Annotated in this window: 12 protein-coding genes and 1 pseudogene; 8 read left to right on the top strand and 5 right to left on the bottom strand. The window is 63.1% G+C overall.

Annotated elements, in window-relative coordinates:
• The first annotated feature begins 23 nt into the window (after positions 1-23).
• Positions 24-686: a TetR family transcriptional regulator gene (locus CO676_RS00165; RefSeq protein WP_097519278.1), complete on the top strand. Its 663-nt coding sequence runs from the start codon at positions 24-26 to the stop codon at positions 684-686.
• On the opposite strand, the gene CO676_RS00160 is transcribed toward CO676_RS00165, so the two are convergent.
• Positions 635-1,069, bottom strand: a complete 435-nt coding sequence (locus CO676_RS00160; RefSeq protein ID WP_097519277.1) for a response regulator — start codon at positions 1,067-1,069, stop codon at positions 635-637. The genes CO676_RS00165 and CO676_RS00160 overlap by 52 nt on opposite strands.
• A pseudogene (locus CO676_RS00155) lies at positions 1,053-4,534 on the bottom strand (chemotaxis protein CheB). The gene CO676_RS00160 and the pseudogene CO676_RS00155 overlap by 17 nt, the downstream one beginning before the upstream one ends.
• 246 nt (positions 4,535-4,780) lie before the next feature.
• On the opposite strand from CO676_RS00155, the gene CO676_RS00150 reads away from it, so the two are divergent.
• Positions 4,781-5,833: a chemotaxis protein CheB gene (locus CO676_RS00150; protein WP_097519520.1), complete on the top strand. Its 1,053-nt coding sequence runs from the start codon at positions 4,781-4,783 to the stop codon at positions 5,831-5,833.
• Between the two features lie 121 nt (positions 5,834-5,954).
• Here the strand turns inward: CO676_RS00150 and polA are convergent, their stop codons facing one another.
• Positions 5,955-8,969, bottom strand: a complete 3,015-nt coding sequence (gene polA, locus CO676_RS00145) for a DNA polymerase I (RefSeq protein ID WP_097519519.1) — start codon at positions 8,967-8,969, stop codon at positions 5,955-5,957.
• Between the two features lie 445 nt (positions 8,970-9,414).
• On the opposite strand from polA, the gene CO676_RS00140 reads away from it, so the two are divergent.
• The 3 genes from CO676_RS00140 (at position 9,415) to CO676_RS00125 (ending at position 12,668) form a co-directional block, all read left to right on the top strand.
• Positions 9,415-9,858 carry a MarR family transcriptional regulator gene (locus CO676_RS00140; RefSeq protein ID WP_097519276.1) on the top strand — a complete coding sequence of 148 codons (444 nt, stop codon included), beginning with the start codon at positions 9,415-9,417 and terminating at the stop codon, positions 9,856-9,858.
• A gap of 97 nt (positions 9,859-9,955) precedes the next feature.
• Positions 9,956-11,347, top strand: coding sequence for a M20/M25/M40 family metallo-hydrolase (locus tag CO676_RS00135; RefSeq protein WP_097519275.1), 1,392 nt, complete (start codon positions 9,956-9,958; stop codon positions 11,345-11,347).
• A gap of 373 nt (positions 11,348-11,720) precedes the next feature.
• Complete coding sequence (locus CO676_RS00125) at positions 11,721-12,668, top strand: YbhN family protein (protein ID WP_097519273.1); 948 nt, start codon at positions 11,721-11,723, stop codon at positions 12,666-12,668.
• A gap of 16 nt (positions 12,669-12,684) precedes the next feature.
• On the opposite strand, the gene CO676_RS00120 is transcribed toward CO676_RS00125, so the two are convergent.
• Together CO676_RS00120 and CO676_RS00115 are read right to left on the bottom strand one after the other, a co-directional pair.
• Positions 12,685-13,176, bottom strand: a complete 492-nt coding sequence (locus tag CO676_RS00120) for a hypothetical protein (protein WP_097519518.1) — start codon at positions 13,174-13,176, stop codon at positions 12,685-12,687.
• A gap of 106 nt (positions 13,177-13,282) precedes the next feature.
• Positions 13,283-14,170, bottom strand: coding sequence for a DMT family transporter (locus tag CO676_RS00115; RefSeq protein ID WP_097519272.1), 888 nt, complete (start codon positions 14,168-14,170; stop codon positions 13,283-13,285).
• Positions 14,171-14,746: 576 nt separating this feature from the next.
• Between CO676_RS00115 and CO676_RS00110 the strand changes: the two genes are divergently transcribed.
• The 3 genes from CO676_RS00110 to dnaJ all read left to right on the top strand — a co-directional run bounded on the left by CO676_RS00110 (position 14,747) and on the right by dnaJ (position 20,603).
• On the top strand, positions 14,747-16,969 hold the full coding sequence (locus CO676_RS00110) for a transglycosylase domain-containing protein (protein WP_097519271.1): 2,223 nt from the start codon (positions 14,747-14,749) through the stop codon (positions 16,967-16,969).
• A 253-nt stretch (positions 16,970-17,222) separates the two neighbouring features.
• Entirely contained in the window at positions 17,223-19,148 is a 1,926-nt protein-coding gene (dnaK, locus tag CO676_RS00105; RefSeq protein ID WP_014766615.1) for a molecular chaperone DnaK, read from the top strand.
• 312 nt (positions 19,149-19,460) lie between these two features.
• The gene (dnaJ, locus tag CO676_RS00100; protein WP_014766613.1) at positions 19,461-20,603 is read left to right on the top strand and encodes a molecular chaperone DnaJ; all 1,143 of its coding nucleotides are present in this window, start codon (positions 19,461-19,463) and stop codon (positions 20,601-20,603) included.
• Positions 20,604-20,632 lie beyond the last annotated feature (29 nt).

Here is a 20,632-nt window from a genome sequence, read left to right as displayed (position 1 = left end):
GGCCGTCGAGTAAGGAGAAAAAGATGCGCCGAACCAAGGCCGATGCCGAGGAAACCCGAAGGAAGATCCTGAGCGCCGCCGAGCGCGTCTTCTACAAGAAGGGTGTCTCAGGCACGACCCTCGATGAGGTTGCCGGTCAAGCCGGCGTGACGCGCGGGGCCATCTATTGGCACTTCGCCAACAAGACCGATCTCTTCCTCGCCCTTTATGAGGCGGTGCCGCTGCCGCACGAAGACATGATCGCCCGCGAGATCGAAACGGAAGCCTTCGACACGCTTGCCATCGTCGAGGAAGCGACCGGCGACTGGCTCGACATACTGGCGAAGGACGATCAGCGGCAGCGCATCTTGGCGATCATGCTGCGGTGCGACTATGACGACGAAATGTCGACCGTGCTCATCAAGCAGAAGCTCGTCGACGAGCGCCACAATGCAATCCTCGAACGTGCCTTCGCCCGCGCGCTGGAGCGGGGGCAATTGAAGGAGACCTGGACGCCCGCCTCCGCGGTGCGCACACTGAACTGGACGATGATGGGACTCTGTACCGACTGGCTACTTTTCGGCCGCCGCTTTGATCTCGCCGCCGAGGGGCGAGAGACTGTCAGGCGCCTCTTCGCCAGCTTTCGTCGGGTGCATCAAGCGGAGCCATTCGCCACCGCTTCCTTAGGCTCAGGACCTAGACTCTGAGCGGCAAGCGCTTTTGCGGCAGCGCCGACGAGATCCCGCTGCGTGGCCGGCTTGTCGATTACCAGCACGCCGTTGCATTTGCTTCTCATCTCGTCGGGCAAGGTCTGCCCGCCATAGAACAGGAACGGAATTCCTCGTTCGGCGAGCAGGTCACTAACTTCCTCAGTCGTCTCGCGCCCGAGACGGACATCGAGTATCGCCAGCGACAGCTTTTCGTTCCTGGCAGCCTCCAATGCCGCCAGAAGTGTCGCGCACGGGCCGACGACCTCGGCGCCGGCGTCGAGAAATGCCGACTCCATGTCGAGCGCAATCAGGACCTCGTCTTCAGCGACCAGGACCCTGGCGCCGCAAAGAGGCTGGTTCTCGCTAGCTTTCTGTTCCATCCGGGGGTGTCTCCGGGAACTCAATTTCGATCGTGCAGACGACACCATTCGGGTGAAAATCGCGGCGCACCCTGGCCCCGGGCAAGCTCTTTTCGATCAAAACGCCGCCGAAGCCCCGCTCGGCCGGCGGTTCTACCGGCGGGCCACCGCGTTCCTCCCAGTTAACGATCAGCCGTCGGCCGTTGTTCCCGAGTTTCCAACTGAGACTGACCTGCCCGCCTTCGGTGGCGAAGGCTCCGTATTTCGCAGCGTTGGTGGCAAGCTCGTGAAGAACGAGGCCGAAGGGGGTGGCAATATCCGGCGGAAGCGCGACCGGCTCTCCCTCGATCGTCAGCCGGCTCAGGTCGCCCGCATAGGCCTCGAGTTGACCGAGCGCCAACGCATTCAGCTCGGCGCCGCTCCATTCCGAACCGACGAGAAGCTTGTGGGCGTTCGCCAATGCGGTAAGGCGCCCTTCGAAGCGCTCGACGAAATCCTCGCTCGTTTCCGTGGTGCGCAGAGTCTGCCGCGCCAGCGATTGGACGACGGCAAGCGTGTTCTTTACGCGGTGGCTGAGTTCGTTCAGCAGCAGTTGCCGACGCCGCTCCCAACGCTTGCGATCGGTAATGTCGCGGGTGCTTTCCAGAATGAGCCGTCGATCGCCGAGCGGCACGAGCTCAATCTGGCTCTCCACCGTCAGCACCCGACCATCCTTCGTCGTATGCTTCAATTCGCCGTTCCAGCGACCGTTTTTGAGAAGGGTTTCCCGAAGCTTGTCGAACGAGGAGCCCGGAATGGTCGTCTTCAGCAATTGTTCCTTTTGCTGCCCGAGAGCCTCCTCGCGCGAATAACCATAGAGTTCCTCGCTGCCACGGTTCCACTGCTTGATGCCGTCGTCGAAATCCCAGACGAAGATCGGCGAGCGAGAAAGCTCGACAAGGCGCATTTCGTGGCCGAGGCGCTGTTCGCTGTCCTTCGCCGCTTCCTCGGCGTGGCGCCGCGCGCTGATGTCGACGAAGGTCGCCACGACGCCGTCTATCTTGTCATCGATGGTGCGATACGGCCGCATCCGCACCAGGTACCAGCCGTCATTGTTGCCCTTTACCTCGTATTCGATGGGGCTAAGGTTCTTCAGCACCGCGCGCGCGTCGTCCGCTAGCCTCTCGTAGGCCAGGTGATGCGTGAAATCCGTGATCGGCCGCCCTTCGTCGTTCAGCGTCACGTTGAAGATATCCGTCAGGCGCGGTGTGAACCGCTTGATGCGCAGAGACTGGTCGAGGAAAAGCGTCGCTATGTCAGTCGCGGCCATCAGGTTCTGCAGGTCGCTATGGGCGCGTGAAACGCTCTCCAACTTAAGCTTGAGCTCGTTGTTCACCGTCTGCAGCTCTTCGTTGATCGACTGCAGCTCTTCCTTGCTCGTCTCCAGTTCCTCTGCCGTCGAACGATATTCCTCGTTCATCGACTGCAGCTCTTCGTTGGCGGCGCGCAGGTCCTCGGTGGCCGATTCGGACTCTTCGCGCGTCGACCGAAGCCGGTTCTGGGCGCGTTGCAGTTCCTCCTGCAACTGGCGGATCGTCTGGTTGATGGACGGACGCTCGTCGGCCGTTTCGAGGACGATTTCCTCGGTCTTGTCGATCGTCTCGCCTTCGATGAACAGCACCAGAGCATGCCGGGTGCGCTCCGCTGTCTGGACAACCGGCTTGACCTGCAGGTAGACGCGATGCGGCTGGCCGTCGACGTCGGCAAGGATCGGCATGCTCAGGGTGGGTTCATTTCTCTCGAAGGCGCGATGCAGTGCCGCCCTCATATCGAAGCGAAACTCCTCGCGCACGAGATCCGTCGCATCAGTTGTGACCGGACCGCCCGATGGCTGAAGAAAGCGCCCGGCATTTTCGGAAAGGTGAATCGCGTGATGGCTTTCATCCACGAGCATGCTTGGCGGGGCGATCTTCTCAAGCATCTGGCGATGCACGGCTGCGTCGCTGATGTGGCTCGCCACCGGCGGCGGGCGAATGATGGTCGGTATCCTGCCCTGGTGGGGGCCAGGCAGCACTGGCAGCACCTGGCGTCGATCACTGCCACCGGGTACGGCCTTGTAGATACGCGCCTCGCGATCCACCGTTCGGAAAAGTCCTGCGGGCTGATGGCATTTTCCGACGATCCGAGGAAGAGGAAGCCGCCCGGGTTGAGCGCGTAGTGAAACGTGTTGCAGACCTGTTACTGAAGCTGACGATCGAGATAGATCAACAGGTTGCGACAGGAAATCATGTCGACATGGGAGAAGGGCGGGTCCCGGAGCAGGCTGTGGCTGGCAAACAGAACGACGTCGCGCAGTTCGCGGCGGACCCGATAATGATCGCCCTCGCGCTGGAAGAACCGGCGCAACCTTTCCTCTGAGAGATCGCCTTCGATCGTCGACGGGAGCCGTCCATCGCGCGCCATGCCAAGCGCCTTGGGGTCGAGGTCGGAGCCGAAGACCTGGATTTCCGGCGCGAGATCGCGGCGCGCTGCTTCCTCGAGCAAGAGGATGCCGATGGTGTAGGCCTCCTCTCCGCTGGCGCAACCGGGGACCCAGACCCGGATGGTGTCGGCGGCTTCCTTCCCATCGAACAATTGCGGAATGATCTTTTCGGCGAGCGCCTTGAACGCCGCCGGATCGCGAAAGAACGTCGTGACCGAAATCAGGAAATCGTTGAAAAGGGCCTGCACTTCCTCGGGATTCTCACGCAGGTAGGCGTAGTAGTCCGAGAGCGACTCCTGGCGAGTGACCTGGGCCCGCCGGCCGATGCGACGCAGAATGGTCGCACGCTTGTATTGTGAGAAATCATGCCCGGTCCGGCCGCGCACATGCGCCAGAATTCGTCCGGTCATATCTTCATCGCCGGAGCGAACGGGATGGGAGGGCAGTCGGTCGCGGCTGGCGAGCAGTTCAGCCAGCCGATCCGGAAGCTCGCGAACCGGCAGGACGAAATCGGCGACCTCGGTGGCGATGGCGTTGCGCGGCATCGAGGCATATTCCGCCTCGTTCGGGTCCTGGACGAGCACGATGCCGCCGGCTTCCTTGATGGCCTTGACGCCGATCGCACCGTCCGCGCCTGCCCCCGTCAAAACAATGGCGAAGCCGACCCCGTGCTCCTCGGCAAGGGATCGGAAAAACAGATCGATCGGCGCGCGGGCGGTGCGAGGCTCCTGGAAGGGCAACGCGGCGATCGTGCCGTCGGCGATCTTCAGCCGACGGTTCGGCGCAATCACGTAGACATGGTTGCTTTCGAGGCGGGCGTGGTCCTCGACCTGGGTCACCGGCATTCGCGTGCGGGACGCCAAGATGCTCGCCAGCTCGCTTCTGGAGTGGGGATCGAGGTGGACGATGACAACAAAGGCGGCATCGGTATCGTCCGGCATCAGAGCGAAGAATGTCTGGAGGGCCTGGACACCTCCGGCCGAAGCTCCGATTCCCACAATCGGCGGATCGGATTCCTGATCCATGCTTCACCTCCCTAGGCGCCTATTCTCGGAGCCGTAATTCTCCGAGCGGCCATGGCCCGTTCGGTGGGGCCGTAGCAACCCTCAACCGCCGAATAGCCGGGTAGTCTACACCGATCGAAACCTTCCGGAACAGCCTACTTATAGCAGGCTACAAACCTTCACCAACAGCGAAAATGGGAAAATCTTCCGCGATACGACCTCGAACTAATGCGGTCCTTGTACGTTGTGGACGAAACGGAGCACGCCATGGACCGTCGCGACGTCATCGCCCTCGGAGGGTCAGCAGGAGCGGTCGGCGCATTGAAACAGTTGCTCCGCGAACTTCCTCCCGACTTCGCCGCTACTCTCTTCGTCGTCGTCCATGTCGGCGCGCTTGGAAAGAACCTGCTCGCCGAGATTTTTGCGCATCACGCGACGATCTCCGTCAAGACGGCGGTGGACGGTGAGCGCGTCCTTCCCGGCAGTGTCTACGTAGCGCCGGCAGACCACCACCTCCTCGTTATCGACGGCGTCACCCGTCTCGGCCGCGGGCCGCGCGAGAATCTGGCCCGGCCGGCCGTCGACCCGCTGTTTCGATCGGTCGCAATGACCTACGGCCCGAGGGCCATCGGCGTCGTCCTCACGGGTATGCTGAACGACGGAGCGGCGGGGCTCGCCGACCTGAAACGATGCGGCGGCGTGACTGTCGTGCAGAACCCGGCCGATGCCGCGGCGCCGGATATGCCGCTGGGCGCCTTGGCTGCGACCAACGTCGACTATCGCGCTCCACTTGCCGATCTCGCTTCGCTGCTCGTCGAGCTCACGACCGAAGAGGCCGGTCCGCCGGTTCCGGTTCCCGACGACATCAGGTTCGAAGTCGATATTGCACTTGGCCGCCAGGTCGATGCAGCATTGATGACAGGAATTGCCGACGCCGTGCCCCTGTCATGCCCGGCATGTGGCGGTGTTCTCTCTCAAATCAAGAACTGTCCGCCCTTGCGATTTCGTTGCCAGCTCGGCCACGCTTATACGTCCGATATCTTGTCGGCGGAGAACGAGTGCTCCGTGGACGAGGCCGTGCGGGTGGCGCTCCGGATCATCGAGGAACGGGTGACGCTCAGCGAAAAGATGGCAGACGATGCGGGGCGCAACGGCCTTCAAGCCGCCGCCGCCGCAAACCGACGGCGGGCCGAAGAGATGCGAGAGCATGCCGAAACATTGCGTCGCGCCATTGTCGGCAAATCATTGAAGGTGCCCGCCGGCGAGATCCATGCGCAAAACCTCTCCCCAGCCGCTCCCGACGAGGGGGAGGGGCTTTAGCGTCCGCTTAACGCCGGAACTAAAGCTCGTCGCATTAAACGTATTCATGCGGCGCGCTTTAGGTCTTTGTTATTATGCATGTCGTCATCCCAAAACCGCTGCACACTCTTGGGCGACTGCATTAATGCGCCTCGTCCCAATTCTGCGCCGCACGGGCATCCACCTTCAGCGGCACGCGCATGTCGAGCGCCGGCATCGCGGCATTTTCCATGACCGAAACGATAACCGGGACGGTGCTTTCGATTTCCCCCTCCTCGACCTCGAAGATCAACTCGTCATGCACCTGCAGCAGCATGCGGGCGGAAAGCTTCGCTTCCTCCAGCGCCGGCTCCATCTTCACCATGGCGCGGCGGATGATGTCGGCGGCCGAGCCTTGGATCGGGGCGTTGATCGAAGCGCGCTCGTTGAAGGCTCGCATCGACGGGTTTGAGGAACGGATGTCCGGATAATGGGCGCGGCGGCCGAAGATCGTCTCTACATAGCCATGCTCGCGGGCGAAGGCCTTGGTGTTCTCCATATAGTCGCGGATGCCCGGGAAGCGCTCGAAGTAACGCTTGATGTAATCGCCGGCCTCCGAGCGTTCGATCGAAAGCTGGTTGGCGAGGCCGAAGGCGGAGATGCCGTAGATGATGCCGAAATTGATCGCCTTGGCGCGCCGGCGGATCTCGCTCGGCATGCCGTCGACGGGCACGCCGAACATTTCGGACGCGGTCATCGCGTGGATGTCGACGCCGTCGGCAAAGGCTTGGCGAAGCTGCGGAATATCGGCCACATGGGCCAGCACCCGGAGCTCGATCTGGCTATAGTCAGCCGAGACCAGTTTGCGGCCCGCCGTCGCGACGAAGGCGGTGCGGATCTTGCGCCCCTCGGCGGTCCTGACCGGAATGTTCTGCAGGTTCGGCTCCGACGAGGAAAGCCGCCCTGTCGTCGTCGCCGCAAGCGCATAGCAGGTGTGGACGCGTTTCGTTTCCGGATGGACGAAGCCCGGCAGCGCGTCTGTATAGGTGGATTTGAGCTTGGTGAGCTGGCGCCAATCGACGATCTTGCGCGGCAACTCGTGGCCAACGGCGGCAAGATCCTCGAGCACCGAAGCGGAGGTCGACCATTGCCCGGTCTTCGTCTTCGAGCCGCCCGGAAGGCCCATTTTGGCGAACAGGATATCGCCGAGCTGCTTCGGCGAGCCGATGGTGAAGGTCTCGCCGGCAAGCCGATAGATCTCGTCCTCGAGTGCGGCGGCCCCCTGCGCCAGCTCGCCGGAGAGGCGCGAGAGGATCTGCCGGTCGACGGTGATGCCGCGCTCCTCCATATGCGCCAGAACGGCGATCAGCGGCCTTTCGAGCCGCTCATAGACGCGCGTCAGCCCCTTGGCGGCAAGCCGCGGCTTCAACACGTGCCAGAGGCGAAGCGTGACATCCGCGTCCTCGGCCGCATAGGCGGTCGCCCTGTCGATATCGACGAAATCGAAGCTCACCGACGCCTTGCCGGTGCCGGCAATGTCCTTGTAGGGGATCGGCACGTGGCCGAGCCAGCGCTCCGAGAGCGAATCCATGCCGTGCGTGCCATTGCCCGCATCGACCACATAGGACATCAGCATTGTGTCGTCGAAGCTCTGCAGGGTGATGCCGTGCCGCTTCATGACGAGATAGGGGTATTTCAGGTTCTGGGCGACCTTGAGGATGGACGGGTCCTCCAGCAGAACCTTTAGCCGGCTCAACGCCTCGCGCACCGGCACCTGGTTTTCCACGAGACCGCCGCCCAGCAGATCGCCGACGCCGTTCTTGTGGATCAGCGGCACATAGGCGGCGCGGATCGTGCCGCCCAGGGGATTGTCGCCGTAGTCGGCGATCGCCATCGAAACGCCGACCAGGTCGGCGCGCATCGGGTCGAGGGAGTTCGTCTCCGTGTCGAAACCGAGCACCCCCGCCTCGCGCGCATCGGCGATCCAGCGATCGAGGGTCTCGATGTCGCGGATCGCCACATAGGCCGAATGGTCGAACGGAGCCTTGGCAAAGAATTCGGCGCGCGCTTGTGCCAGCCCCTGCGGCGTCGCGCCAGTGGCATCCGCATCGCCCTTGCCGGTGAGGAAGGAAACCGCCGCCTTAGCGGCATTGCCGCGCGGCGGCGCAGCGCTCGACGATGCCGGTGTCGGCGGTGGCCCGGCGGCCTCGCCCACGTCGAGGTCCGGTCCGTGCGCTTGAGCGCCCCATTCGACCGGCACATACGCCGGCTCGACCGCCTCCGCATCCGTATCGGTCGCCGCCGCGACGCGGCGCGTCAGGGTGGTGAATTCCATCGTCTTCAGGAAGGCGATGAGCTTGGGGCCATCCTGCGAATCGAGTTTGAAATCCTCGAGCGGCACGTCGAGCGGCGTGTCCTTCTTCAAGGTGACGAGCTCGCGCGACAGGCGCGCCATCTCCGCATTGGCGATGATCGCCTCGCGCCGCTTCTGCTGTTTGATCTCGCCCGCCCGCGCCAGCAGCGTGTCGAGGTCGCCATACTCCTCGAGGAGCTGTGCCGCGGTCTTCGGGCCGATCCCCGGAATGCCGGGGACGTTGTCCGTCGAATCGCCGGTCATTGCCTGGAGATCGATCATCTTTTCGGGCGGCACGCCCCATTTCTCGATCACGTCGGGAATGGCGATTTGCTTGTCCTTCATGCTGTCGTACATCGATACATTGGGCGTGACCAATTGCATGAGGTCCTTGTCGGAGGAGACGATCGTGACGCCGGCGCCGGCCTCTTCGGCAAGCCGCGCATAAGTGGCGATCAGGTCGTCGGCCTCAAAGCCTTCCTTCTCGATGCAGGGCAGGTTGAAGGCGCGGGTGGCGTGGCGAATCAGCCCAAATTGGGGGATCAAATCTTCCGGCGGCGCCGTGCGGTTCGCCTTGTACTGGTCGTAAAGCGTATTGCGGAAGGTTTTTGAGGAATAGTCGAAGATCACCGCGAAATGCGTCGGCGTCACGCCGACCGAGGTGTCGCGCGCGTCGGTCAAAAGCTTCCAGAGCATGTTGCAGAAGCCAGCGACCGCATTGACCGGAAGCCCGTCCGACTTGCGGTTGAGCGGCGGGATGGCGTGGAACGCCCGGAAGATGAAGCCCGAGCCGTCGACGAGGAAGAGATGATCACCGTTTTTCATGCGGCCATGGATAGCGCGGGGGAAGGCAAAGGTCCATTGCGGTTTTGCTTGCAAACACCGACCGCGAGGTTCAATTTCCGAAGCTAGGGCGATACGCCATTCCGCGCCGTTGGTCGGAAAATTCGATGATGAAGAGCCTCACGGAAACGTTACGTATTTGTAATGTGCGACTCAGTCGGACAATCCTTGAAAAGCCACATTTGAATCCTCAAATCAGGGTGAGCGGCACTTAAACGATGCCGTCGTCTGGTGATTGGCCTGTCCCCCGCCCGCACCAGATGTGGACAAAGGCCTCATCCCCCTCTCCGGGCCTTTGTCCCGCTTTCACAGAGCCGCCACGGCGCCGCCTCCGCGCCGTGGCGGTTTTTGTTTGGAGCAAGAACAGGCAACTCCATCGCCTGCTTTGTAACTTGTCTTCCTGCCGATTCGCGCCTACCCATGGGACATGGCCTTCAACCGTATGGATTCGGCGACCTATCTGGCCAGCCTGCTGGCAAGAAGCTTCTCGCGCGCCCTGCAGGAGCGGGCGCAAAAGCTCGGCTTCTCCCCGGGGCAATTTCCCGTTCTGCTGGAATTGTGGGCGGAGGACGGACTGACGCAGAAACAGCTGCTCGACCGTCTCGATATCGAACAGGCGACCATGGCCAATACGCTCGCCCGCATGGAGCGCGACGGCCTCGTCGTCCGCCGCAAGCATCCGAACGACAGGCGCTCGCAGCAGATCTACCTGACGGAACGGGCCCGCGAGATGGAGGCGGCGGCGAAGGAGGCAGCGCTTGCGGCCGAGCAATCGCTGCTCGCCGGCTTTCGGCGCTTCGAGAAGGAGCTCATGCTCGAATATATGCGGATGGCGCTCGCCAATGCGACACGCGGCAACGACCCTTCCTGACCGTCATCTCGACAATTTGTCGTTGCATCAAAAGATTTCGCTTAAAGCCGCCCCTATTCGATTCTAGTTTCGCCCGCGAAACCCACAAAGGATTCGCATGATGGCAGATATCACCCGCGTGCTCGAGCGCGCCGACGCAAACCTTCCCCAAAGCCTCGAGCGACTTTTCGACCTCGTCCGCATCCAGTCGATCTCCACCGATCCGGCCTTCAAGGCCGAGTGCCGCAAGGCGGCCGAATGGCTGGTGGCGGAACTCGAGGCCCTCGGCTTCGAGGCCTCGGTGCGCGACACGCCCGGCCATCCGATGGTCGTCGCCCATCATGCCGCCGAGAAGGCAAGCGCCCCGCACCTGCTCTTCTACGGCCATTACGACGTCCAGCCGGTCGATCCGCTGAATCTCTGGGACGCACCCCCCTTCGAACCGGCGATCAAGGAACTCGAACCCGGCCGGAAAGTGATCACCGGCCGCGGCACGTCCGACGACAAGGGGCAGCTGCTGACCTTCGTCGAGGCGGTGCGCGCCTACAAGGAGGCGCATGGGGCGCTGCCCTGCCGCATCACCGTTCTCTTCGAAGGGGAAGAGGAATCCGGCTCCCCGTCGCTGAAACCCTTCCTCGAGGCCAATGCCGCCGAACTCAACGCCGACTACGCGCTGATCTGCGACACCGGCATGTGGGATCGGGAAACCCCGGCGATCTCGGCCGGTCTGCGCGGCCTCGTCGGCGAGGAGATCATCGTCAAGGCAGCGGATCGCGACCTGCATTCCGGCCTTTTCGGCGGCGCGGCGGCAAATCCGATCCATATCCTCACCGACATCCTGGCCGGGCTTCACGACGAGGCCGGCCACATCACGCTCGACAATTTCTACGACGGCGTCGAGGAGACGCCGGCAGAGATCAAGGCGAGCTGGCAGACGCTCGGCCGGACGGCCGAGAAATTCCTCGGCGACGTCGGTCTTTCAATCCCCTCCGGCGAGAAGGGGCGGTCGATATTGGAGCTGACCTGGGCCCGTCCGACGGCGGAGGTCAACGGCATCACCGGCGGCTATACCGGCGAAGGTTTCAAGACGGTGATTGCCGCGCAAGCCTCCGCCAAGGTCTCCTTCCGCCTCGTCGGCAAGCAGGATCCGGCGAAGATTCGCGAGAGCTTCCGCGCCTATGTGCGATCGAAGATCCCGGCGGACTGCTCGGTCGAGTTCCACGCCCATGGTGCTTCGCCGGCTATCCATCTGCCCTACGACTCGGCGCTCCTCACCACCGCCAAGGCGGCGCTCTCCGCCGAATGGCCGAAGCCGGCGATCGTCATCGGCATGGGCGGATCGATCCCGATCGTCGGCGACTTCCAGAAGATGCTCGGCATGGAATCGCTGCTTGTCGGTTTCGGCCTTGCCGACGACCGCATTCACTCGCCCAACGAGAAGTACGAGCTGACATCCTTCCACAAGGGCATCCGCTCATGGATCCGGATCCTCGACGCGCTGGCCGCCTGAGCCTACAGCGCCGTGCGTCTTTTCAGACGCACAAAGCACGCTGTAGCGCTTTGAATTGCTGCATGTATTTGACCTTAAATCGGCTACGATTTGAGGAAACATGCAGTCGTCAGCCGATGCGAAAGGCCTTCGCAGCGGCTCACGCTCAATAGAGGACATCCGAGCAGATATCCGGCCCCTGCTGCTTGACCTCACCGCCTCGGGATGCTTCCCTTTTTGCAAAGGCACAGAATGGGAATGGGCTGTTGGCAAGGGTGAATATCGAGGCATCGCGTCTGAGGCGCGATTCATTCTGCAATGGCGGAAATGGCCGCTCTGGCAACGCCCTCCATTCCTGGACAAGCCGCGCTCGGTCCGTCGCCCTGGCGCCAGCATGACACGGCTGAAGGCATATTTCTGGCCGGCAGTGGGACTGGCGGCAATCGTCTTTTCGGTGCGTGCGCTGATCCATGAACTGCGCGGTTTGTCCCTGAACGAGGTCATCGCCAGTTTCCAGGCCATCTCGATCGAGAGCTGGGCGCTCGCAATCGGCTCGACACTTGTCGCCTATGCGGCCCTTGCCGCCTACGACAAGCTGGCGCTCGACCATCTCGGTCATCGCATCTCGATCTGGTTCATCACGCTCTGCTCGTTCACGACCTATGCGCTGTCGCACAATCTCGGCGCCTCGGTGTTCTCCGGGGCCGTGGTGCGCTATCGCGCCTATCGCTCGAAGGGGCTGACGCCCGGCGAAATCGGCATCCTTGTCGCCTTCTGCTCCTTCACCTTCACGCTCGGCACGCTGGTGCTGTCGGCAATCGTGCTGCTCGCCAAGCCGGACATCATCGAACGGTTTGCCGAGTTTCTGCCGATCGAGATGTCGCTGACGACGGGCGTCCTCATCCTGGTGCTCATCTGCCTCTATATCCTTGGCAGCCTGATCGGTCTTCGGCCGCTGCGCACCCGATGGTTCCAGCTTCACTACCCGCGGCCTCCAATCGTGCTCAGGCAGTTGGTCATCGCCCCTGTCGAACTCCTCGGCGCCGCCGGCATCATCTATTTCGCGCTGCCGGACGCCGGCAATCCGGGCTATGTCGTCATTCTCGGCATTTTCCTCGCCTCCTTCTCGGCGGCGCTGCTCTCGCACGCACCGGGCGGGCTCGGCGTACTCGAACTCGTCTTCATCGCCGCACTGCCCGAGATGGACCAGGCCGACGTGCTGGCGGCACTAGCGATCTTCCGCCTGCTCTATCTGCTGGTTCCGTTTGTCATGGCACTCGTCGTCATCTTCGTCTTCGAGCATTCGCGTTTCCTGGAGCAGCGCGACGCGAAGGGCTCGTAGCTACCCGATGAGGCCATCAGGGCGCGTTGCAGACGCCGGGTATCGCCTTTTCGATCGGTCCCTCCGCATCATCGAGGCGCGCCGTCTCGATTTGGTAGGGGGCGAACGGTGGCACCTGCAGCGACGGGTTGATGATTCTCGTGACATAACAGCCGGAGAAGAAGCGGATCTTGCCTTCCCGTTCGACGGACCTGATCGCCACCGGCACGGCCGAGTAGATGCTGCCGGCTGCCCCCTCGGTGGTCACCTTGCCGATCCGGATCTCCACCGATTCGGTTTTCGCGTAGCCATCGGCAAAGGCCTTGAATTCGCCGACCGGCTCCTTTTCGCCGAAATAGGCATAGGCCCTGGCATATTCCTTGCGGTTGATCGCGTTATAGAGCGAGCGAACAAGCGCGGCGCCGTCGGAACGGTCATCGACGTAAGGCGCGGACTCCTGTGCCCTGCACTCGACGCTCAACGCCGACAGGGCCGCCAATGCCGGCAGGATTATCGAACGAAGCCTCATCATCTCCCTCTCTGACGGACGATCAAGGCCGACCCGAATCGGTGGCCAGACGTCCGCACGATCGGTCATGATCACGACGATTTTGAGTTGAGGCGATCGAACCGTGTCATACCGGCGGCAGGCCCGCCTTGCGCCTTGCGACGACGCGCTCGCGCCAGACGGTGAAGATCCCCGCCGCCACCACCAGCAGCGATCCGATGATCATGTTGACCGTCAAGGTCTCGCCGAAGATCGAGACACCCATGATCGAGGCGAGGACGAGCTGCAGATAGGTGAGCGGCTGCACCGCGACGGCATCGAGCAGGTCATAGGCGCGAATGAGGAAATAGTGGCTCAGGCTGCCGGTGACGCAGAGAAGCAGCATCCACACCCAGTCCGGACCCGTCAGCGTCGCCCAGAAGAACGGGCCGACGAGGCTAATCGCCGCCGCACCGACGACGCCGCTATAGAAGAAGCTCGTCAGCGCCGAATCATCGCGGCTGACGAGCCGCGTCGTGATGGCATAGACCGCGAACATCAGCGCCCCGGCGAGCGGCAGGAGAAAATCGACCTCGAAGGTGCCCTCGCCCGGCTTCAGGATCAGCAGCACGCCGACGAGACCGGCGGTGATCGCCGACCAGCGGCGCCAGCCGACACGCTCGCCGAGAAGCGGCATCGAAAGCAGCGCTACGAAGATCGGCGTCGCCGCCAGGATGGCTTGCGAATGCGCAAGCCCCACGATGGTGAAGGCGGTGATGACGACGACGATCTGCGCCGGCAGCAAGACGCCGCGCAACACCTGAAGGAGCGGCCTTTTCGTCACGGCGGTGGCGCGCAGCCCGGCCGGCGACCGCCAGGCCAGCGTGACGGCAAAGGCGGCAAAGGCCCAGTAGCGGATCATCGCCACGAAGACCGGCGGGTAATTGGCGCCGAGATGCTTGGAAAGCCCGTCTTGGATCGAGAAGATGACGATCGCCAGAAGCGCGAAGACGTAGCCGTTTGCCTTGGATCTCATGGCTCGTCGATACACGCGTCCAGCGGCCAAGACCACGATTTTGTGGCGCGTTCCTGCGGCCGCGCCACAGTGGCTCCGACAATCGGGCGAGTTGACAGAAAAAGACCCCGAGGCCGGGAGGAGGTGGCGTCGGGGTCTTCAAACTCGGCCGGTTCCTGGGAGGAGGAGTGAAACCGACCCGCATCGGGCGCCGCGGGAGGAGGTGCAGCGCTTCGATGAGGAGATCATATGTCATTCCGGCTGATTTAATAGCGACAATGTTGCATCGCAGCATTGCAATGCATGCAAAGCGGACTGCTCATGACCCGCTGGACCCGCGGCTGGGTCGCACTTCGAACACGAGGCCGCAGTCCGCACCGTCCGTGGCCGAGGCGGGACCCCGGCAATGCCAAGGATTTGAAGGCGCTAGGTTTTTCCTCATTCCCATTCTTAACTCCCCCTTAAATAGCCGCATTTAGAGTCGACGGATCGGCATGAGCGGGACGGGAAGACCGGCGCCGCATGACAATTGCGCCGCTGGTGTCGCCTGACAGCGATGATGAACCGGTCCGGCCATAGGGGACAGATCCTTCCGGCATGGCGAGCAGAAAATCAGGGCAGCGGATCGAACCTTCCTTCGGCGGCGATTACGATGACGACGACGATCTACGCGTCGAGGCGAGCGATCGCGTGATCGGTGGCGGACGCAAGGCCAAGCAGGCCCGGCCGAGCGCCAAAGGCGCGCGCGCGACGCGCGGCAGGCGGACCGGCAGAGGCGGGTCCGGCGGCGGCTTCTTCGCTCCGGTGCGGCGGCTTGCCTATTGGTGCGTCGTGCTCGGCATCTGGGGCGCGATCGGCGTCGGCGGGCTGGTGCTCTACTATGGCGCGCGCATGCCGAGCGCCACGAGCTGGTCGATCCCCGAGCGGCCGCCGAACGTCAAGATTCTCGCGGTCAACGGCGATATCGTCGCCAATCGCGGCGCCACCGGCGGCGAGGCGCTGGCACTCGAAGACATGTCGCCCTACATCCCGCAGGCCGTCATTGCCATCGAGGACCGCCGCTTCTACTCGCATTTCGGCGTTGATCCGCTGGGGTTGGCGCGCGCCATGCTGACCAACCTGACGAGCGGCCGCATGGTCCAGGGCGGCTCGACGCTGACGCAGCAGCTTGCCAAGAATCTGTTCCTGTCGCCGGAGCGCACGCTCGAACGAAAGGTGCAGGAAGTGCTGCTCGCCTTCTGGCTGGAGCAGAAATACACCAAGGATCAGATCCTGGCGATGTATCTCAACCGCGTCTTCTTCGGCTCGAACGCCTATGGGGTCGAGGCGGCGTCCAGGCGCTACTTCAACAAGTCGGCGCGCGACGTCAATCTCGGCGAAGCGGCGGTACTCGCCGGCCTGTTGAAGGCACCTTCGCGGCTTTCGCCGGCGCGTGATCCTGGAGCGGCCGAGGCGCGCGCGCAAGTGGTGCTCGGCGCCATGCGCGAGGAAGGCTTCGTCACCGATGCCGAGATCAAGACGGCGATGTCGCAGACGCCGACGCGGGCGAAAAGCTTCTGGTCGGGCGCCGAGCACTATGTCGCCGACATGGTGATGGACCAGCTTCCCGGCATGATCGGCGAGGTCAGCCAAGACCTGATCGTCGACACCACCATCGATCTGTCGCTCGAAAAGAAGGCCGAAGAGGTGCTCGCCGCATCACTCGAGGAGGAGGGCGGCAAGCTCAACGCCTCGCAGGCGGCGCTCGTCTCGATCGACGGCACCGGCGCGATCCGGGCGCTGGTCGGCGGCAGGGACTATGCGGAGAGCCAGTTCGACCGCGCCTCGAAGGCGAAGCGCCAGCCGGGCTCCGCCTTCAAGCCCTTCGTCTATGCAGCGGCGCTCGAGATCGGCCGCACGCCGATGTCGGTGCGCAATGACGCGCCGGTCCGGATCGGCAACTGGACGCCGGAGAACTACGACCAGAAATATCGCGGCGAGGTGACGCTTGCCGATGCGCTGGCCAACTCGCTGAACACCATCGCCGCCCAGCTCGTCATGGAGGTGGGACCGCCGAATGTCGTCAAGCTGGCGCATCGGCTGGGGATCGATTCCGAGATGCAGGCGAACGCCTCGATCGCGCTCGGCACGTCGGAAGTCAGCCTCGTCGAGCTCACTTCGTCCTATGCGCCCTTCATGAACGGCGGTTTCAAGGCGACACCGCATGTCATCCGCCGCATCTCCACCGCCGACGGCACGGTGCTCTACGAGAATACCTATGACAACCCGCCGCGCGTGCTCGATCCGGCGATCGTCAGCGAGATGAACCGGATGATGGTGCGGGTGCTGACCGACGGCACCGGCAGGAAGGCGCGCCTGCCAGGCTGGGAAGCGGCCGGCAAGACCGGCACGACGCAATCTTTCCGCGACGCGCTCTTTGTCGGCTACACGTCCAACCTGACGACCGGCGTCTGGTTCGGCAACGACGACGGCAAGTCGATGAAGAAGGTCACCGGCGGCGGGCTGCCGGCCAAGGCCTGGCACGATTTCATGGCGGCAGCGCATGAGGGGCTTTCGCCCTCGCCGCTCTTCGGCACGACCGGCGTCCAGCCGGTCTTCGACGAGGGCAGTCCCGTCGCCGGCGGCGAGGCTTTGCCCGACGGCTTCGGGGATCCCGCAGCCTTCCCCGAACGCCCGGCAGCGATGGACGGTGCGATCGCCGTCGACCAGAGCCGTCCGGCAGCAGAGCCGACGGGGGGCCCGATCCCGCCGGCAGGCGTCGGCGAAACCACCGGTGCGACCCGTCGCACGACGCTTTTCGAGCTTTTGACCGGCGGCTGAACAGGGCGTCGCCAGCGACAGACAGACGCGCCCGATCATCGGCGGACGCATCGCGCGCATGCGACCGGGAAAGTCCGCTTGCTTTTGGCCCTGCTCGCCCCGCAGAATGCCTTGCAGTCCGAAACGCCGGTCCTTATATACGCCGCATCGACGCAGCCCTCGGGCCGCGATCAAATCCAAAGAGCATCCCGTTAGGGACTGTCCCATGAATGCCTGACCGGGTTCCGACAGTCCGCTGCAAGGAGAGAACGACATGGCAAAAGTTATTGGTATTGACCTCGGAACGACCAACTCCTGCGTCGCCGTGATGGACGGCAAGGACGCGAAGGTGATTGAAAACGCCGAAGGCGCGCGCACGACCCCGTCGATGGTGGCCTTCTCCGACGATGGCGAACGTCTCGTCGGCCAGCCGGCCAAGCGCCAGGCGGTCACCAATCCGGAAAACACCCTTTTTGCGATCAAGCGCCTGATCGGCCGCACCTTCGAGGACCCGACCACCCAGAAGGACAAGGGGATGGTCCCCTACAAGATCGTCAGGGCCGACAATGGCGATGCCTGGGTCGAGGCGCATGGCAAGAGCTATTCCCCGTCGCAGATCTCCGCGATGATCCTTCAGAAGATGAAGGAAACCGCCGAATCGTATCTTGGTGAGAAGATCGAGAAGGCCGTCATCACCGTTCCGGCCTACTTCAACGACGCCCAGCGCCAGGCCACCAAGGACGCCGGCAAGATCGCCGGCCTCGACGTGCTGCGTATCATCAACGAGCCGACCGCGGCCGCCCTTGCCTACGGCCTCGACAAGAAGGAAGGCAAGACGATCGCCGTCTACGACCTCGGCGGCGGCACCTTCGACATTTCCGTGCTGGAAATCGGCGATGGCGTCTTCGAGGTGAAGTCCACCAACGGCGATACCTTCCTCGGCGGTGAAGACTTCGACATGCGTCTCGTCGAATACCTGGCTGCCGAGTTCAAGAAGGAGCAAGGCATCGACCTCAAGAACGACAAGCTTGCGCTGCAGCGCCTCAAGGAAGCTGCCGAAAAGGCGAAGATCGAGCTGTCGTCCTCGCAGCAGACCGAGATCAACCTGCCGTTCATCACGGCCGATGCTTCCGGTCCGAAGCATCTGACGATGAAGCTGTCGCGCTCCAAGTTCGAAAGCCTCGTCGAGGACCTGATCCAGAAGACCATCGCGCCGTGCAAGGCGGCCCTCAAGGACGCCGGCGTCTCGGCTGCCGAGATCGACGAAGTCGTTCTCGTCGGCGGCATGACGCGCATGCCGAAGGTCCAGGAGACGGTGAAGCAGCTGTTCGGCAAGGAACCACACAAGGGCGTCAACCCGGATGAAGTGGTCGCCATGGGTGCCGCCATCCAGGCCGGCGTGCTGCAGGGCGACGTCAAGGACGTCCTGCTCCTCGACGTGACGCCGCTTTCGCTCGGCATCGAGACGCTCGGTGGCGTTTTCACCCGTCTCATCGAGCGCAACACGACGATCCCGACCAAGAAGAGCCAGGTCTTCTCGACGGCCGATGACAACCAGTCCGCCGTGACGATCCGCGTCTCCCAGGGCGAGCGCGAAATGGCCGCTGACAACAAGCTGCTCGGCCAGTTCGACCTCGTCGGCATTCCGCCGGCACCGCGCGGCATGCCGCAGATCGAAGTGACCTTCGACATCGACGCCAACGGCATCGTGCAGGTCTCCGCGAAGGACAAGGGTACCGGCAAGGAGCACCAGATCCGCATCCAGGCCTCCGGCGGCCTTTCCGACGCCGATATCGAGAAGATGGTCAAGGACGCCGAAGCCAACGCCGAGGCGGACAAGAAGCGTCGCGAATCGGTGGAAGCCAAGAACCAGGCCGAGAGCCTGATCCATTCTTCCGAGAAGTCGCTGAAGGAATATGGCGACAAGGTTTCCGAGACGGATCGCAAGGCGATCAGCGACGCGATCGCGGCGCTGAAGACCTCCGTCGAAGCGTCCGAGCCTGACGCCGAGGACATCAAGGCCAAGACCAACACGCTCATGGAGGTTTCCATGAAGCTCGGCCAGGCGATCTATGAAGCCCAGCAGGCGGAAGCAGCGCATGCGGATGCCGCCGCTGACGCCAAGCGTGACGGCGACGATGTCGTCGATGCCGACTATGAAGAAGTCAAGGACGAGGACGACCGCAAGCGGTCGGCATAAGCTCTCCTCGGTCAAACTAGCGAAGCCCGGGATCGCTCCCGGGCTTTTCTGTTGCCGCCGAAGTCCCGACACTACCGACAGCCGGCGGGAAATGTACCTTGGAGGCGCGGCGCGCAGCGATCAATCCGAACGATGATGCAACGGCAAGTGGCGAGAAGTGGTGCCGGAACGCCATTATTCCGACAAAAAAGCACTCGGTCGCCCGACTTGGCTATGGTATCGCGCTTCAAGGTTTACTAAATCCTGTGGCAAGATAATCGGGCAGGGTCGGATCGCGCTGGCAAGCCTTGTCAACTGGACAATCTTTGAAGCATGAAACGAGATCTTTACGAAACGCTTGGCGTTGCAAGAAACGCGGACGAGAAGGAACTGAAAAGCGCCTTCCGTAAACTGGCGATGCAATATCACCCGGACCGCAATCCCGGGGACCAGGAAGCGGAAAAGTCCTTCAAGGAAATCAACCAAGCCTACGAGACGCTGAAGGATCCGCAGAAGCGTGCGGCCTACGACCGCTACGGCCACGCAGCCTTCGAGCAGGGCGGCATGGGAGCCGGCTTCGGCAACGGCTTTGCGGGCGGCAGCGCCGGCGGCTTCTCGGACATTTTCGAAGATATCTTCGGCGAGATGATGGGCGGCGGTCGTCAGCGCCGCTCCTCGGGCGGTCGCGAACGCGGTGCGGACCTTCGCTACAACATGGAGATCACCCTCGAGGAGGCCTTTTCCGGCAAGACGGCGCAGATCCGCGTGCCGACGTCGGTCACCTGCGACGTCTGCACGGGCTCGGGCGCGAAGCCGGGCACCAGCCCGAAGACCTGCGCCACCTGCCAGGGCTCCGGCCGTATCCGCGCCGCCCAGGGCTTCTTCTCGATCGAACGCACCTGCCCGACCTGCGGCGGCCGCGGTCAGACGATCACCGATCCCTGCAGCAAATGCCATGGCCAGGGCCGGGTCACCGAGGAGCGCACGCTGTCGGTCAATATTCCGACCGGCATCGAGGACGGCACGCGCATCCGCCTCTCCGGCGAGGGCGAAGCCGGACTGCGCGGCGGTCCCCCTGGCGACCTCTATATTTTCCTGTCGGTCAGGCCGCATGAGTTCTACCAGCGCGACGGAGCAGACCTCTACTGCAGCGTGCCGATCTCGATGACGACCGCGACGCTTGGCGGCAAGTTCGACGTTACCACACTCGACGGCACGAAATCGCGCGTCACCGTGCCGGAGGGCACCCAGGCCGGCAAGCAGTTCCGCCTCAAGGGCAAGGGCATGCCGGTGCTGCGCTCCAACCAGACGGGCGACCTCTATATCCAGATCCAGATCGAGACGCCGCAGAAGCTCACCAAGCGCCAGCGCGAATTGCTGCAGGAGTTCGAGCAGATCTCGTCCAAGGAGAACAATCCGCAATCGACGGGCTTCTTCTCCCGCATGAAAGATTTCTTCGATACACTGAGCGAATAGCCACACCAGGCTTTCGACTTTGCCCCTCA

Source organism: Sinorhizobium sp. BJ1, from assembly GCF_002531555.1.
Taxonomy (GTDB): domain Bacteria; phylum Pseudomonadota; class Alphaproteobacteria; order Rhizobiales; family Rhizobiaceae; genus Sinorhizobium; species Sinorhizobium fredii_B.
Note: the sequence above shows the minus strand (reverse complement) of the source record. Positions and strands in the feature narration are given on the sequence as shown.

Coding starts and splice junctions, on each gene's coding strand:
- CO676_RS00165 (WP_097519278.1), top strand. CDS start 24: ATGCGCCGAACCAAGGCCGATGCCGAGGAAACCCGAAGGAAGATCCTG.
- CO676_RS00120 (WP_097519518.1), bottom strand. CDS start 13,176: ATGAGGCTTCGTTCGATAATCCTGCCGGCATTGGCGGCCCTGTCGGCG.
- CO676_RS00110 (WP_097519271.1), top strand. CDS start 14,747: ATGGCGAGCAGAAAATCAGGGCAGCGGATCGAACCTTCCTTCGGCGGC.
- polA (WP_097519519.1), bottom strand. CDS start 8,969: ATGAAAAACGGTGATCATCTCTTCCTCGTCGACGGCTCGGGCTTCATC.
- CO676_RS00140 (WP_097519276.1), top strand. CDS start 9,415: ATGGCCTTCAACCGTATGGATTCGGCGACCTATCTGGCCAGCCTGCTG.
- CO676_RS00160 (WP_097519277.1), bottom strand. CDS start 1,069: ATGGAACAGAAAGCTAGCGAGAACCAGCCTCTTTGCGGCGCCAGGGTC.
- CO676_RS00115 (WP_097519272.1), bottom strand. CDS start 14,170: ATGAGATCCAAGGCAAACGGCTACGTCTTCGCGCTTCTGGCGATCGTC.
- dnaK (WP_014766615.1), top strand. CDS start 17,223: ATGGCAAAAGTTATTGGTATTGACCTCGGAACGACCAACTCCTGCGTC.
- CO676_RS00125 (WP_097519273.1), top strand. CDS start 11,721: ATGACACGGCTGAAGGCATATTTCTGGCCGGCAGTGGGACTGGCGGCA.
- dnaJ (WP_014766613.1), top strand. CDS start 19,461: ATGAAACGAGATCTTTACGAAACGCTTGGCGTTGCAAGAAACGCGGAC.
- CO676_RS00135 (WP_097519275.1), top strand. CDS start 9,956: ATGATGGCAGATATCACCCGCGTGCTCGAGCGCGCCGACGCAAACCTT.
- CO676_RS00150 (WP_097519520.1), top strand. CDS start 4,781: ATGGACCGTCGCGACGTCATCGCCCTCGGAGGGTCAGCAGGAGCGGTC.